At 35.0% G+C, this 16,301-nt stretch carries 12 protein-coding genes; 10 read left to right on the forward strand and 2 right to left on the reverse strand.

The window, feature by feature from the left end; genetic code table 11:
* The first annotated feature begins 98 nt into the window (after window positions 1-98).
* The 4 genes from thrA to ACNQGD_RS07405 all read left to right on the forward strand — a co-directional run bounded on the left by thrA (window position 99) and on the right by ACNQGD_RS07405 (window position 6,883).
* The gene (gene thrA / locus ACNQGD_RS07390; protein ID WP_417998841.1) at window positions 99-2,546 is read left to right on the forward strand and encodes a bifunctional aspartate kinase/homoserine dehydrogenase I; all 2,448 of its coding nucleotides are present in this window, start codon (window positions 99-101) and stop codon (window positions 2,544-2,546) included.
* A 107-nt stretch (window positions 2,547-2,653) separates the two neighbouring features.
* Window positions 2,654-3,574, forward strand: a complete 921-nt coding sequence (locus ACNQGD_RS07395; RefSeq protein ID WP_417998942.1) for a homoserine kinase — start codon at window positions 2,654-2,656, stop codon at window positions 3,572-3,574.
* Between the two features lie 141 nt (window positions 3,575-3,715).
* A complete protein-coding gene (thrC, locus tag ACNQGD_RS07400; protein WP_417998842.1) occupies window positions 3,716-5,005 on the forward strand; it encodes a threonine synthase in 1,290 nt (429 codons plus the stop codon).
* A gap of 468 nt (window positions 5,006-5,473) precedes the next feature.
* Window positions 5,474-6,883 (forward strand): hypothetical protein, encoded by a 1,410-nt coding sequence (locus ACNQGD_RS07405; protein WP_417998843.1) that lies wholly within the window; start codon window positions 5,474-5,476, stop codon window positions 6,881-6,883.
* A 112-nt stretch (window positions 6,884-6,995) separates the two neighbouring features.
* On the opposite strand, the gene ACNQGD_RS07410 is transcribed toward ACNQGD_RS07405, so the two are convergent.
* Window positions 6,996-7,904: an SH3 domain-containing protein gene (locus ACNQGD_RS07410; RefSeq protein ID WP_417998844.1), complete on the reverse strand. Its 909-nt coding sequence runs from the start codon at window positions 7,902-7,904 to the stop codon at window positions 6,996-6,998.
* 353 nt (window positions 7,905-8,257) lie between these two features.
* On the opposite strand from ACNQGD_RS07410, the gene ACNQGD_RS07415 reads away from it, so the two are divergent.
* Window positions 8,258-10,501 (forward strand): AAA family ATPase, encoded by a 2,244-nt coding sequence (locus tag ACNQGD_RS07415; RefSeq protein WP_417998845.1) that lies wholly within the window; start codon window positions 8,258-8,260, stop codon window positions 10,499-10,501.
* A 267-nt stretch (window positions 10,502-10,768) separates the two neighbouring features.
* Window positions 10,769-11,137 carry a hypothetical protein gene (locus ACNQGD_RS07420; protein ID WP_417998846.1) on the forward strand — a complete coding sequence of 123 codons (369 nt, stop codon included), beginning with the start codon at window positions 10,769-10,771 and terminating at the stop codon, window positions 11,135-11,137.
* A 68-nt stretch (window positions 11,138-11,205) separates the two neighbouring features.
* Here the strand turns inward: ACNQGD_RS07420 and ACNQGD_RS07425 are convergent, their stop codons facing one another.
* Window positions 11,206-11,745 carry a lipid-binding SYLF domain-containing protein gene (locus tag ACNQGD_RS07425; RefSeq protein ID WP_417998847.1) on the reverse strand — a complete coding sequence of 180 codons (540 nt, stop codon included), beginning with the start codon at window positions 11,743-11,745 and terminating at the stop codon, window positions 11,206-11,208.
* Between the two features lie 184 nt (window positions 11,746-11,929).
* Between ACNQGD_RS07425 and ACNQGD_RS07430 the strand changes: the two genes are divergently transcribed.
* The 4 genes from ACNQGD_RS07430 (at window position 11,930) to ACNQGD_RS07445 (ending at window position 16,118) form a co-directional block, all read left to right on the forward strand.
* Window positions 11,930-12,436, forward strand: a complete 507-nt coding sequence (locus tag ACNQGD_RS07430) for a GNAT family N-acetyltransferase (protein WP_417998848.1) — start codon at window positions 11,930-11,932, stop codon at window positions 12,434-12,436.
* Between the two features lie 33 nt (window positions 12,437-12,469).
* Window positions 12,470-12,973 carry an SRPBCC family protein gene (locus ACNQGD_RS07435; protein WP_417998849.1) on the forward strand — a complete coding sequence of 168 codons (504 nt, stop codon included), beginning with the start codon at window positions 12,470-12,472 and terminating at the stop codon, window positions 12,971-12,973.
* 297 nt (window positions 12,974-13,270) lie between these two features.
* The gene (locus ACNQGD_RS07440) at window positions 13,271-14,800 is read left to right on the forward strand and encodes a S10 family peptidase (protein WP_417998850.1); all 1,530 of its coding nucleotides are present in this window, start codon (window positions 13,271-13,273) and stop codon (window positions 14,798-14,800) included.
* A 127-nt stretch (window positions 14,801-14,927) separates the two neighbouring features.
* Complete coding sequence (locus tag ACNQGD_RS07445) at window positions 14,928-16,118, forward strand: BaiN/RdsA family NAD(P)/FAD-dependent oxidoreductase (protein WP_417998851.1); 1,191 nt, start codon at window positions 14,928-14,930, stop codon at window positions 16,116-16,118.
* Window positions 16,119-16,301 lie beyond the last annotated feature (183 nt).

Consider the following 16,301-nt stretch of genomic DNA (forward strand, 5'->3'; position numbering starts at 1 on the left):
CATTTTACATATAATCCTAATTGTTATATTTTTTTCTAAAGAAAGAAGGTTCTTGGGTATATAATAAACATTTGCATTTTTACATAAAATAAACAAAAATGAAAGTATTAAAATTTGGAGGAACTTCGGTTGCCAATGCACAAAATATAAAACTGGTTTTAGATATCGTTATCAATAAAGCAAAAGAGGAAAAATTAATTGTTGTCGTTTCTGCTTTTAGCAAAATTACTGACTTGCTCCAACTTGCTTCTCAAAAAGCAGCTGCCGGTGACGAAAGCTTCAAAGAAATTCTTACCGATTTAGAGAAAAAACATTTAGACGCTTTAAAAGAACTTATTCCTGTAAGCGAACAAAGCAGCTTGTTAAGTCATATAAAAAGAATTGTAAATCATCTGGAAACGTTACTGGATGGTTGCTATCTTTTAGGGGAATTATCTCCTAGAACTTCAGATACTATTTTAAGTTTTGGGGAATTATTGTCTTCTTATATTATTGCCGAAGCATTAAAACAAAATCTAAAAAACAGCGGTTATAAAGACAGTCGTGAACTAATCAAAACCGACAATCATTTTGGAAAAGCCACTGTAAACTTTGAAGTTTCAAATCAATTAATTGCTGAATTTTTTGCTTCCAATGAAAATCAAGTGGTTGTAATGCCCGGATTTATTGCCGCATCAATGGACGGAATCAATACTACTTTAGGCCGTGGTGGTTCTGATTATACTGCCGCTATTCTCGCCGGAGCATTGAATGCAACTGACTTAGAAATCTGGACTGATGTAAACGGAATGTACACTGCCAATCCAAAAATTGTAAAACAAGCCCAACCTATCGCCTTCATTTCCTATCAAGAAGCGATGGAATTGTCTCATTTTGGTGCCAAAGTTTTATATCCGCCAACTATTCAGCCCGTGTTGAGAAAGAACATTCCAATTCTTATCAAAAACACTTTCGAGCCGGAAGCCGAAGGAACTTATATTTCAAACCAAGAAATGGATCATACTAATCCTGTAAAAGGAATTAGCCATATTGATAATATCACTTTGATTACACTTGAAGGACCCGGAATGATTGGTGTTACCGGTTCTTCCAAAAGACTTTTTGAGGTATTGTCACATGAAAATATCAATGTAATTTTTATTACGCAAGCTTCATCGGAGCATTCTATATGTATTGGAATTCTAAACTCAGATGCAGATGTGGCAGAAGATGCTATCAACAGCGCTTTTGAAGTCGAGATTTCACAAAATAAAATAGATCCTTGTATTGTTGAAAAAAACCTGTGCATCATTGCTTTGGTTGGCGAAAATATGAAAAATCATCAAGGTTTAAGCGGTCGAATGTTTAGCACTTTGGGTAAAAACAACGTAAACATCAGAGCGATTGCACAAGGTGCTTCCGAAAGAAATATTTCGGCTGTAATCAACGAAAGAGATGTCAAAAAAGCACTGAATTCACTACATGAAAACTTTTTCGAAGAAAATACCAAACAATTAAACCTGTTTGTAATGGGTGTTGGAAATGTGGGAGAGAAATTCATCGAGCAGATTTATCAGCAAAATAAATTCCTAAAAGACAATCTGAAAATAAATGTAAGGGTTATTGCTTTATCTAATTCTAGAAAAATGCATTTTGACGAGGACGGAATCTCCTTAAAAAATTGGCAATCAATTATAGAAAATGGCGAAGCAGCGAACAAAGAAAAGTTTCTTTACAATGTAAAAGAACTCAATTTACGCAACAGTATTTTTGTTGATATTACTGCAAACGAAAGCGTGTCTAAAACTTACGAGCAGTATTTAAAACGCAATATTGCCGTAGTGACTTGTAACAAAATTGCCTGCGCATCAGAGTACGATAATTATATAAAACTAAAAAAACTATCCCGACAATTCAATGCTCCTTTCCTTTTTGAAACGAACGTTGGAGCGGGATTACCAATTATCGATACCGTAAAAAATCTGATTGCCTCAGGGGATAAAGTGAATAAAATCCAAGCAGTTTTATCGGGAAGTTTGAACTTTATTTTTAATAATTTCAATGAAAACAACACTTTCCATGACGTTGTTAAAGAAGCTGGTGTACAAGGATTTACGGAACCCGACCCAAAGATTGATTTGAGCGGCATTGACGTAGCCAGAAAGATATTAATCCTGATCAGAGAAAGCGGTTATAAAATGGAAATTGACGAGATTGTCAATGAATCTTTTATGCCTGCAGAATGTTTGGACACTACAACTAATGAAGCATTTTTCAAATCTTTACTAGAGCACGCGGCACATTTTGAAACTATTTATAAGGAAGCGTTGAGCAAAGATTCTCGATTGAAATACGTGGCGCAATTTGAAAACGGAAAAGCAAATGTTGGGTTGCGTTTTATCCCGAAAGACCATCCTTTTTACAATTTGGAAGGAAAAGATAATATTGTATTATTTTTCACAGATCGTTACATAGACCAACCTTTATTAATAAAAGGTGCCGGAGCCGGAGCCGCAGTAACTGCTTCAGGAATATTTGCTGATGTAATTAGAATTGGAAACGTATAAATAAGTCGTAAAGTCGAATGTCGTAAAGTCTCAAAGTTAGCCACTTGATTTTATATTCATTCCTAAGACTTTACCACTTTATGACTTTAGACTTTAAGACTACTATTATGAATGAAATAAAAATATTTTGCCCTGCAACAATTGCCAATCTATCCTGTGGATTTGATGTCCTTGGATTGTGTTTAGAAACTGCGGGTGACGAAATGATTATTCGAAAATCAGACCTAAAAGGGATTCGCATCACTAAAATTGTGGGCGCCGACTTGCCTTTGGAAACCGAAAAAAATGTAGCAGGAGTTGCGGCTTTGGCGATGTTGGAAGCCATTGACACGGAATTTGGATTTGAGATCGAAATCTACAAACACATTAAAGCCGGAAGCGGAATCGGCAGTAGTGCCGCCAGTTCAGCCGGTGCTGTTTTTGGAATCAACGAGCTTCTTGGAAAACCATTTTCAAGAAAAGAGTTGGTACAATTTGCGATGCAAGGCGAAAAATTAGCCAGTGGAAACGCGCATGCCGACAACGTCGCTCCTGCCCTTTTGGGTGGATTCACGTTGGTAAGAAGTTATAATCCTTTGGATATTATTAAAATTAAAAGTCCTTCTGAATTGTACGCAACAGTAGTTCACCCACAAATTGAATTAAAAACTTCGGATGCACGTTCGGTATTGAAACAAACCGTTTCCTTGAAAAGTGCTATTATGCAGTGGGGAAATGTAGGCGGATTAATCGCCGGATTGTACACCAATGATTATGATTTAATCGGTCGTTCGTTACATGATGAAATCGTGGAACCGCTGCGAAGTGTGTTGATTCCGGGATTTGATTTAATCAAGCAAACTGCTTTAGAAAACGGAGCTTTAGGTTCCGGGATTTCGGGTTCGGGTCCTTCTATTTTTGCTTTAAGCAAAGGGGAAGAAACCGCTAATAAAATTGCCAAAGCTATGAGCGCGGTGTACGACGCTATGAATTTACCATACGAAATTCACGTTTCTAAAGTTAATGACGAAGGAATGAAAATTATTTAAGACGAATTAAATAAGGAAATATTTAAGATTTTCGATTAACGATTTTTGACCCGAGCGTGAGCGAACTGGCGTAGCATTTCAGATGTAACAATACGTTAAAATCAAAAATCGTTAATCAAGAATCAAAAATCAAAAATTATAATGAAATATTACAGTTTAAACCATAACGCACCCAAAGTTTCTTTTCAAGAAGCCGTAATACAAGGATTAGCCACTGATAAAGGATTGTATTTTCCGGAAACCATTACTCCTTTAGATACCGCTTTTTTTGATAGTATCGAAAATCTAAGCAATGAAGAAATTGCTTTTGAAGCGATTCAACAATTTGTAGGTGACGAAATCCCGGAAGCCACTTTAAAACAAATCATTGCCGAAACCTTATGTTTTGATTTCCCTGTGGTGGAAGTGGAAAAAGGCATTTATTCCCTTGAATTGTTTCATGGCCCGACAATGGCTTTCAAGGACGTAGGAGCGCGATTCATGTCGCGTTGTTTGGGTTACTTTAATAAAGACAACAAAGACAGCAAAAACACGGTTCTTGTAGCGACTTCCGGTGATACTGGTGGTGCAGTGGCCAGTGGTTTCCTTAGTGTAAAAGGCGTTGAAGTGATTATCCTGTATCCATCCGGAAAAGTGAGCGATATTCAGGAACGACAATTGACTACTTTGGGTCAGAATATTAAAGCGCTTGAAGTAGACGGCGTTTTTGATGATTGTCAGGATATGGTGAAGAAAGCTTTTCTGGACGAAAGTTTAAAACATAAGAACCTGACTTCGGCAAATTCGATAAATATTGCGCGCTGGTTGCCACAAATGTTTTATTTCTTCTTTGCCTACAAAGCATTAAAAAAACAAAATAAACCGTTAGTTTTCTCTTGTCCAAGTGGTAATTTTGGGAATATTTGCGCGGGTATCATTGCTAAAAAAATGGGATTGCCTGTTGAACATTTTGTAGCTTCCACAAATGTGAATGATACGGTACCCAGGTATTTAGAAAACGGAGTTTACGATCCAAAACCTTCCAAAGCGACGATTTCGAATGCGATGGATGTGGGAAATCCAAGTAATTTTATCCGAATTCAGGAAATGTACCACAATGATTTGGAACAGTTCAAAAAAGATTTTTCTTCGTTTACGTTCTCAGATGCAGAAACTTTAGAAGCCATGAAAACCATTTACAAAACAGACGGTTACATTGCAGAACCGCACGGAGCGGTTGGTTATTTAGGTTTGAAAAAAGAATTACAAAACCACCCAAATGCGATTGGTATTTTCTTAGAAACTGCCCATCCGATTAAGTTTTTGGATACCGTTGAACCAACATTAAACGTAAAACTACCAATTCCTACCCAAATTGAAAGTGTTTTAGGTAAGGAAAAAGTGAGCATTAAAATTAAAACCTACGAGGAATTTAAAGCTTTTTTGGAATAAAAAATGTCTTTCCAATCAAATAAAAAAACTTCTGAGAATCTCATTTTAGTCGTTTTTTTTGTGGCTAAATAAATCTTGTTATAAAGTAATCCTAAACTTGCATTTTGGAACACAAAAAAAAAAATCCACCCGTTTGAGACTTCAACTTTAAGTCTATAATTATGAGTGATTTACAGGTAAATAAAACAATAAATTCCGCTGTAAAAAAATAAAATTCCATATCTAAAAATATAGCTTGATTATGATTTAAATTATACCTACTTTTGCAAAAAAATTGAGTTATCTCTATTCAGGTCTTTTGCGAGTGAAAAAACAAACCTGAACCCCATTAAAAAAACAACTAAGTATTTAAGAAACGGTTTGAATCTTAACTAAAATCAACAGATTAAAAAATACTTCAAAAAAAACTACCTGATAAAGTAGCTTCCCATATCAACATAATTTATTAAAAGAAGGAGAAAAAAGTTTATGACGGATCATAGCATGAATGCTGTTAGTTTTGAAATTGAATTATTGGATAAGCACAAAGATTATAGGAATCAATATAAGTCAAATGATTTGTATTGGGGCGTAGGAATCGAGAATGAATGTTATTTAGAATTTGAAAACCATCGTGTGGTAGACAAAGATTTTTTGCTGACTAAAGGACTTCATGAAAAGTATAGTGTGAATCATTTTAAGAATTACAAAGAAAACATATACCAGAATTCATTGCTGAAAATATTATCCGATAAAGAATATTATTTGCCGGTATTGATGAACTCCCATTCGTTTACAAAAACGGACATCAACAATCAGCATAAGACTTTTGACCCCATAGATAATGAACCAAATCCTGAATATTCAGGGGAAAGTATCTTTGAAAAATTACAAAAAAACAATCCTTATTTTATAGACGAGCTTCAAAAAGAATTCATTTTTGACGGTGACACAGTTGAATTTGTTACGCAAAAATTTTACAAAACAGATATTGACTCGGCCATTGCTGAACTGGCAACAATAAAACAAGGTTTCATAAACAACTTACAAAGCGCCTTTGATAAAGATAAAATCTTTACGGAATATGGCGCCATAAAAATATGTTCTAAAAACCATCCTTTTGCCATATTTATTTCAAACAACACTAATTATTCTGTTTTTAATAATATGACCTATCACTTCAATTTAACTATTCCTACTGAGTTAAATAAGGAAGGTGAAATTAAGGACAAAATAGGTTTTATAAAAAAACACCAGAGAGCCATTCGCTTATTCCAATGGTTGAGTCCATTATTTATGATAAAATTCGGTTCTTCTGATTATTTATCGCATAATGACAGTAGCGTCAATTTAACAAAAGCATCACAACGATGTGCCATGTCAAGATACATTGGGGTAGGAACTTATGACACCAATGTGATGAAAACCGGAAAAATCGTCCAGATGAATTTTGACGAACATCCGATGCATGAAAATCCAATGTGGTGGGTGAACCGTTATGCTGAAATATCGGATTATGAAAAAATTGATAAAATTGGGCTAGACATCAATTTTCATAAGCACAAAAATCATGGCATTGAATTTCGAATATTTGATTATTTCGATGAAAAGCACTTACAGGAGGTTTTGAATTTTCTTGTTTTTATTATGGATCATGCCTTGTTAAACGAAATCGAAAATCCTATCTGCGATTTGGAATGGAATAACTTTGTCTACGAATCTATTATCCATGGCAAAGAAACACAGGTGCCATCAAAATTTATCGGCCATTTAGAAAACATATTATCCATTACGATAGAATCGAATGATCCTTTAGAAATTTACGATCAAATATTCAGTAGTTTACACGCTACCTATTATGAAAAAGGCTTTTGTAGTTCTTTACTAATTAAAAAATAAGCATGCATCACAAATGCAAGATGTCTTTTTAGAATAACCGCTATACAATTACCCTTCTTGTTGACTGTAAGCCCGCAAGAAGGGTATTTATTAATACGGTTTTTTTTTAAAACTATTCGTGATAATAAAAGATCGCAGCTGAATATCCTTTTTCCGGATCTTTATTGTCCCACCAATCTTTTCTGATTTCTGAAAAATAATTATAATTATCCGCTCCTGCTTGGGACTGCAACGGATAAATTACTTTGCCGTCTTTCCTAAAAGCTTTGTCAGTATCCGTTTCCGGAACAACCACTACAATATGCCCTGATTTATTCAGGATAAATCTTTTGGCACAGATGATTCCTACTCCACCATTAGCATTTACTTTCTTTTGAAGTTCATCAACATCATCAATTCTTTCCCAACCAAACTCACTCCCCGATTGCAAAAACCAATCATAGATATAATTGGAATAAGAAGGCCTTACCGTTTCATCAAAAACCAATGCTACTTCGTTCCCTTTCTCCAGTTGCTCAATTGCTTTATCGGTCCATCTCAGTCTGGGGATATAGACCCTGGCAAAAAAACAATAATCAAAAGTATAAATATTACAATAGGTATCCGATGCGTCTTTCTGATACCGGAAACTTTTTGAAACATTTAGCGAAGTAATTATCTTACGAATTGATGCCAATTTAGACTCCAGACTCGTTAAATCTCTAAACGGAATTGAAGGATCGCCAATAGGTTTGTATGTTTCCTCTTTACTGTCCAGACTTGCTTTAGCACCCGGCTCAAAATTGGGTACTTCAATATCCATACTTTTTTGATTCGTTTCATCAACAAGCTCGATGTCTTTTGAAAACACAAATCCCTCTTTTTCAGTGTTCAAAAGTTTTACTTTCCACCAATCTGATGCTGTTTTTTCAATTAATTTAACGGTATGTCTAAAAGGTATTTGTGTTAAAATTTTGGAATTATCCTGCGTTGCCGGAAAATCTCTTAAATTTAATGACGGAGTAGCGACTCTATATTTCATACTAATCAGTTAATTATAAATGATTCTACTGCCAAAATACTAAAAACAACCAAGAAAGCATCACACTAAACCATTATTTTTTAGATTTATTTTGAACTAATTCTAAAAAACAACAGCACTAAATAGCAATAAGGAGTATTGTTTGGTCTGAAGAAAAAGGGAGTTTGCTCATTAAGATTTAGAAGGAATTGAAAGTATTTTCGATATTGGATTTTAGGATTTATTCTAAAACACAAACCGACTGCGAAGTGGTTATTAATCGTTTTTTTTATGTAAATCAATCCTATATTCTTTTTATTGATAGATTAGTTTTCTGTAAGTAAAATCATTAAGTTTGATGATTATAAAAGACTATGCTTCAATCGATAAATATAAAAACAGTAGCATCATATGATGATGTAGGAATTAAAATCAACGGTTTGAAGAAAGTAAATTTTATTTATGGAGCAAACGGTTGTGGCAAAACTACCATATCAAATTTTTTGATTAATACGGATAATACTGATTTTAGAACTTGCAATGTGAGTTGGAAAAATGAGCAATCTCTTAAAACCTTGGTATATAATAAACAATTTAGAGAACATAATTTTGGCAATGGTAAAATGAATGGCATTTTCACACTTGGCGAAGCAACTACCGAAGAAATTGAAATAATAAGAATAAAAAATGAAGAATTAAAAGTTATAAAAGCTGATTTTACTTTAAAGAAAGAAACTGTAATTAAACAAGGAGAAAACAAATTAAATTTAGAAACTAAATTTAAAGACAATACTTGGATAAACGTTTACAAAAAACATGAAAAAGATTTCAAAGAGGCTTTTGTGGGTTCACAAAGATCTGAACTTTTTAAAAAAAAATTGCTCCAAGAATATACTAATAATACTTCAGCAGTTCAAACCATTGAAGATTTAAAAGAAAAAGCAAAAACTATTTTCGGAGAAGTTCCACAAAATATTACACCAATAAATACTTTTACTTTCGACAGAATTATCGAAATAGAAAATAATTCTATTTGGAAAAAAATAATTGTTGGTAAAGCTAATGTGGATATTGCAAAACTCATTCAAAAACTAAACCTAAATGATTGGGTAAACCAAGGTAGAAATTACATTCAAGAAGATGCTACTTGCCCGTTTTGTCAACAAGAAACCATTACTAAAGATTTCAAAAAACAATTAGAAAATTATTTTGACGAAACCTATCTCGGAGATTTAAATGCAATGAAATCATTAAAAGAAGAATATAATTTATTGATTGATAATATAATTAACGAATTGAATACTATTGAGACCTATCAAAAAGATTTTTCAAAATCGAAACTCAATAACGATAAATATGCAGCATATCTCAAAACATTAATCAGTCAAGTTGCTACAGATAAAGAGTTATTAAATACCAAAAACAAAGAGCCAAGCAGAACTGTTGAATTGGTTTCTTTAAAAGAACAGTTAGATTTAATTTCAGGATTAATAACAGACGCAAATAAAGCAATTGCTGACCACAACGATATTGTAACCAACTTTACTTTTGAAAAAAATAAATTGACAAAATCAATTTGGAAATATGTAATTGAAGAATATAAAACAGATATTGAAACATTTTTAAAATCAGCAGATGGAATTCAAAAATATGTTGATAAATTAAAAATTGAAGTTGAAACTAAGCGAGAGGAACATAAAAATCTAAATGCAGAAATTAAAGTGTTAAGTAAGCAAGTAACTAGTATTCAGCCAACAATTGACGAAATAAACACGACACTAAAATCGTATGGGTTTCTTAATTTTGAAATTGTTCCTTCAACAGAAAATGGCTTTTATCAAATCCAGAGAGAAGATGGAACCGTTGCAGAATCTACATTGAGTGAAGGCGAAATTACATTTATTACTTTTCTATATTATTTGCAATTAGCAAAAGGAGGAAGTTCTGAAGACGATGTAAATAGCGAAAGAATTTTAGTTATAGATGATCCAATTTCAAGTTTAGACAGTAATGTTTTATTTTTGGTAAGCACTCTTATAAAAGAAATAATCAAAGAAGTAAGAATTGATATTGGCAATATCAGACAAATTATTCTTTTGACGCACAATGTATATTTTCACAAAGAGGTTTCTTATGTTGACAGTTCGTATAGAAAAGGAGAAAAAGCAAGTTTTTGGATACTCCGAAAAAACTACAAACATTCAAGTATTCAACCGTATTTAGAAAAAAATCCAATCCAATCTTCTTATGAATTATTATGGAGAGAAATAAAAGAAAGGGAGAAAAATTCTGGAATAACAATTCAAAATACAATGAGAAGAATAATTGAGAATTATTTCAGTATTCTAGGAAACCGTAGAGATAATTTTTTAATAGGTCAATTTACTTCAAAAGAAGAAAAAGAAATATGTAGATCATTAATGAGTTGGACAAATGAAGGTTCTCACACAATGCCTGACGACTTATTTGTAGAATCACCAGACGGTACAATTGCTAAATATTTGGAGGTTTTTAAAGAGATTTTTAGGCACACTGAAAACGCTGGACATTACAATATGATGATGGAAATTTCAGAAGACATTCAACAAGAAGATACTCAATCGCTCGGATATTCATAATTTCTCTGACTTGGATAGCTAAAAAATGCTGTCCTTGCCCACAATGCTAAGACATAACAACAAGATAAAAAAACAAAACAAGCTACTGACTTAAAAGGATGTAGCTTGTTTTATACCTTGGTGCTAAGATAAAAACCAAACAGAAAAACGATGAACACAACAGAGCAAGTACCACAGCAGCTAAAGCAATCAAGGTTCCCTATCAAGAATATTTTTCTTCCGGACTACGAAAACTACGAAGGCGTTCGCAGAATCAATATTTATGTGATGCGGCTGTTCTTTGCGTTAATGTTTGTTTTTGTTGCCACAGATTCTTGGACCGTTATTCTTACCCATGAAGGGGAATGGGATCCTACAAGAGCAGTTGCTTGGTGCACTTGGACTGCTTACTCTACGCTGGCACTTTTAGGGGTGTTCCATACGCTCAGAATGTTACCCATAATGCTTTTTATGATTTTCTATAAATCACTTTGGCTTGCCGTTGTGGCATATCCGTTATGGTCCGCCGGGACGCTCAAAGGTTCTCCAGCCGAAGAAATGGCGTATATGTTCTCCGGAATTATCATACCGATACTCTTCGTACCTTGGAAATACGTATTCAAAAAATACATTTTATTTGAGACGAAAAAGAAATGATAATAGGCTTTCATATATCTACTAAAAAGCAAAACGGCTGAGAAAATTTCTCAGCCGTTTTGCTTTTATCATAATTTATTAAACTTAAACTTCTGTCCGCCAATCGATGCCTCGTACATGAGTCCGCCCTTTTGCATGGTGAACACCATAACGCCATCCGTATATTTCACGTTTGCCGAAGCGCCTTCAGTTACAGCTACTGCTGAAGCTTGTGCAGAAAACTCGAATCGGCTTTCTTTAAAGCGGTCCATTTCGTTTTTTGTTTCAAAAAATATTACTTCCCGATACGCTTGTCCACCAGCTTGAAATCCTATGCTCACTTGCGTCAACTTGGCCATGCCTATTTGCTTGTTCTGTTCATAGACAACCCCGTTTCCAGCTGCTCCGCCGATAGCAAGTCCTCCTTTCCCAACATTTGGAAAAATAACATAACCATAGGCTTTATCAAAAAGTGCTTTCATCAGCGGGTCACTTTTAATGAACTCCGCTTTTGCTGTTTTACTGTCAGCAATAATTTTATTCTTTTTAGCCGTTGATTGCCCAAATATTGGTGCCATGCTCAGTACACAAGCCATCATTATTACCCAAAAAATATTTAAACTTTTCATAATTGTATGTATTAAATTGTTGTACAGTTTCTTTGTTCAAAGGTAAAAAAAAAATCTTTCTAAATCATTAAATATACTGATTATCAGTATTATATAAATTATTTTATCAAAAAACGAAGTGATTACTTCCTTTTTTCTACCTTTGAAAACATAAAACAATAACCTTAGAATAGAAGCATTATACATGATCACAAAAGCAACAGTAGATGACGTTTCGTTATTAAATACATTAATCAATTCAGCGTATCGCGGCGAATCTTCTAAAAAAGGATGGACTACTGAAGCCAACATTTTAGAAGGACTCAGAACCACTGAACAAGAACTGACTGAAACGATTGAAAACCCAAAAAATACGCTTCTGAAATTTACAGCGAATAATGCAATTATAGGTTGCGTATTGTTGATTGAAAAAGAACAACAATTGTATTTAGGAATGCTGACGGTTTCGCCGGAATTACAAAATAGTGGCCTTGGAAAAAAATTATTGCAACAGGCTGAAATTCATGCTTCGGCAATGGGATTGCCAAAAATTGTAATGACTGTAATAGCTGTTCGGGAAGAATTAATTGCTTGGTACAAACGCAATGGTTATGTGGATAGCGGAGCAAGAGAACCATTTCCGGCAAGCAATGTTCATATTCCAATTACGGAAGTGCCTTTGGAATTTATTGTATTGGAGAAAAAGGTTTAGAATTAGTACTAATCAATCTTAAATCAAAATAAAATGGCAACTAATAGCAAAACACTTGTTGTAAAAGATTTAGAAGAAAAATCAATTCTGGTTTCCAGAACATTTACTGCTCCACTCGATAAAGTTTGGCGTGCGTACACTGAAAGTGAGTTATTGGAACAATGGTGGGCGCCGAAACCTTGGAAAGCCGAAACCAAATCGATGCGCTTTTCTGTTGGCGGTTATTGGTTGTACGCAATGGTGGGTCCCGAAAATGAAAAGCATTGGGGACGAATGGACTATACAGCTATAACACCGCATTTAAGTTTTGAAATTAAAGATAGTTTTTGTGATGAAAAGGGAACTATAAACACTTCGTTGCCGGTTGCTACCGGAACTATTGTTTTTACGACAACAGTATCTGGTACTTTAGTGGAATTCAAGATGTTTTATTCTAATGAAAAAGAGATTGAAACCATGATTGAAATGGGCTTTGAACAAGGTATTACCGCTTGTCTGGAGCAATTAGAAACGTTATTTCAAGAAAATAAAATATAGCGATAAACAAAATTTCTATCCATTTTCGGGTGGCTCGCGTAAGGGATTGCGGCGGCATCCTTTATTTTTTTTCTTTAAAAAAATAAAGATAGAGCCAAAAGCCCGACCCCAAAGCCGCAGATACGTAAATAGAAAAGGGAGTTTTGTGCTTTGGGGTTACGCCCAAATACCGTTTCAGGGTTAGGAAATTACTATGCTGCTTTCCGCTTTTTGTCACTCTATTAAAAAAACAATACATTAGTGCTGTCAAAATTGTTTCAAAAAAACAGTATTGAAATACCTCAAACCTATCTTTTTATGAAAAAAACAGTACTATCCTTGCTCTTAGTTGGATTTTTTACGGCTTTACATGCCCAACCTTCAAAAACACCTACAACACCTGCCGCTACAAAAGAAGAAAGTTCAGCTGCAAATCTCACTTTCAATCCAGATTCGCAAGTGGTAACCGAACATACTACGACTATCAAAGGTCAAAAAGTATCTTATAAAGCCACCACTGGTACGATGCCGGTTTGGGACGAAGACGGAAAAGCAATTGCCGGTTTATTTTACACGTATTACGAACGCTCCGATGTAAAAGATCGTGCCGCACGTCCTTTGGTTATTTCCTTTAATGGCGGTCCGGGTTCGGCATCGGTTTGGATGCAAATAGCGTATACGGGTCCAAGTTTAATCAATATTGATGATGAAGGCTACCCTTTACAGCCTTATGGAATCAAGGAAAATCCATATTCAATTTTGGATGTTGCCGATATTGTTTTTGTAAATCCGGTCAATACCGCATATTCAAGAGCTACGAGCAAAGAAATACCCACCACTAAATTCTTTGGTGTAAATGCCGACATTAAATACCTCGCCGATTGGATTAATGGATTTGTATCCCGAACCAATCGTTGGGCTTCGCCTAAATATTTGATTGGTGAAAGCTATGGTACCACACGCGTTTCCGGACTGGCATTAGAATTGCAAAACAGCGAATGGATGTATCTGAACGGTGTTATTCTGGTATCACCAACTGAGTTGGGAATCACTCGCGGAGTGGCTTCTGAAGCTGCACTGAAACTGCCTTATTTTGCCGCTACCGCTTGGTATCACAAAATGCTGCCTTCTGATTTACAAAACAAAGATTTAACAGCCATGTTACCGGAAGTGGAAGACTTTACTATCAATGAACTGCTTCCTGCATTGAGCAAAGGAGGCGCCTTAGACGACCAAAAAAGAAAAGAAATGGCGGCTAAGATTGCCCGCTATTCCGGACTTTCAGAAAAAGTGGTTTTGCAAAATAATTTAGATGTTCCCTATGATTATTTCTGGAAAGAATTGTTGCGCGATCAAGGGTTTACGATAGGAAGATTAGATTCCCGCTACAAAGGAATTGACCGTAAAGCGGCTGGTGACGGACCTGATTTTAATGCCGAACTTACCTCTTGGCTCCACTCCTTTACTCCTGCCATCAATATGTACTTGCGTAATAATTTGAATTACAAAACCGATTTCAAATACAATATGTTTGGTTCTGTGAGACCTTGGGACGATTCCAATGATAAAACCGGGGAAAACCTGCGTCAAGCCATGGCGCAAAATCCGTATTTACATGTAATGGTTCAGTCCGGATATTATGACGGCGCCTGTGATTATTTTAACTCGAAATATAACATGTGGCAAATGGATCCAAGCGGAAGGCTAAAAGACAGAATGTCCTGGAAAGGCTATAGAAGCGGTCACATGATGTACTTGAGAAAAGTAGATTTGGAAACTGCCAACGAAGATATCAGGCAATTTATAAAACAATCCTTGCCTAAAGCCGGAGAATCGGCAAAATATTAGGCTTGGTAATACTTTTATAAAAAAGGCTGTTCAAAATGAACAGCCTTTTTTTTGCTTTACAAATACAATAGCTAATATAAAAATCCATATCAGCGTTAATGGATAAAACAAAGCCTATTTTTGCGGAGTGAAGAAATCAGTTTCAATTATTGGAGGAGGACCCGCAGCACTTATACTCGCTGCGTTACTGGATTGTCAAAAATTCCACGTTACCATTTACGAAAAAAACAAAACACTGGGAAGAAAATTTCTGGTAGCCGGAAAAGGAGGATTTAATCTTACCCATTCGGAGCCCATTACTGAACTGATTACGCGCTATACACCACCCCATTTTTTAGAAAAAGCACTCCTTGATTTTGATAATGACGATTTTCGGAAATGGATTGATTCCATCGGTATTCCAACCTACATCGGCAGTAGCAAACGGGTGTATCCTGAAAGTGGCATCAAACCTATAACAGTGCTCAATGCAATTCTGGATGTTTTGACTAAACAAGGTGTCGCTATTCAATACCAACATACTTGGAAAGGTTGGACGAGCAACGATGCTATCGTTTTCAATGGGGATACAGCAATACAATCAGACTATACTATTTTTGCCTTAGGCGGCGGGAGCTGGAAGGTAACCGGTTCTGATGGTACTTGGCTTAACTTGTTCGAAAAGCAAAATATTGCTATTGTTCCATTTCAATCTTCTAATTGTGCGTATCGTGTGGATTGGCCGGAAGATTTTATCAGCGAACATGAAGGCAGTCCGCTTAAAAATATTGCTATCAGTTGTTTAAATAAAAGACATAAAGGCGAAGCGGTTATCACGCGTTTTGGTTTAGAAGGAAATGCCATTTATGCCCTTAGTCCACAAATCAGGAAAGAATTGGAAAGCCAACAAAAGGCGACTGTATTTCTGGATATGAAACCAACATTGCGGTATGATGATTTGCTTCAAAAGATTAGAAAATCAAGTTTTAAAAAGACGAGCGAAACACTACAGAAAGAAGTTAAATTGAGTGCTGCGCAGATTGGGCTTTTGAAAAAATACCTTTCGAAAGAAACCTATTTAAATCCGGAATTATTGGCCCAAAACATTAAAAAATTCAGCATCGAAATTACCGGCTCTGCCCTATTGAACGATGCTATATCTACGACAGGCGGTATTCAATTGCATGCTGTGGATGAAAATTTTCAATTTAAAAATAAGAAAAGTCATTATTGTATTGGTGAAATGCTGGACTGGGATGCACCCACCGGCGGCTATCTGTTGCAGGCTTGCTTTAGTATGGGCATGCATCTTGCGCGTCACCTAAACAGCGTTCCTTAAATATTTTTCTTAACTAATACCTATTAAATCTCGTAAAAACGTTTTTAAAAATTACCCGCAGATTCACAGATTAAAATTAGATTTTTGGCAAAAAAAAACATAGCTATTAAACAATTTATAAATCAGTGAATCTGTGGTGAAAAATGCTTGGTATGTTTTCAGACAGTCGTAACTTTTAATATT

This window comes from Flavobacterium glucosi, from assembly GCF_048286535.1.
Taxonomy (GTDB): Bacteria; Bacteroidota; Bacteroidia; order Flavobacteriales; family Flavobacteriaceae; genus Flavobacterium.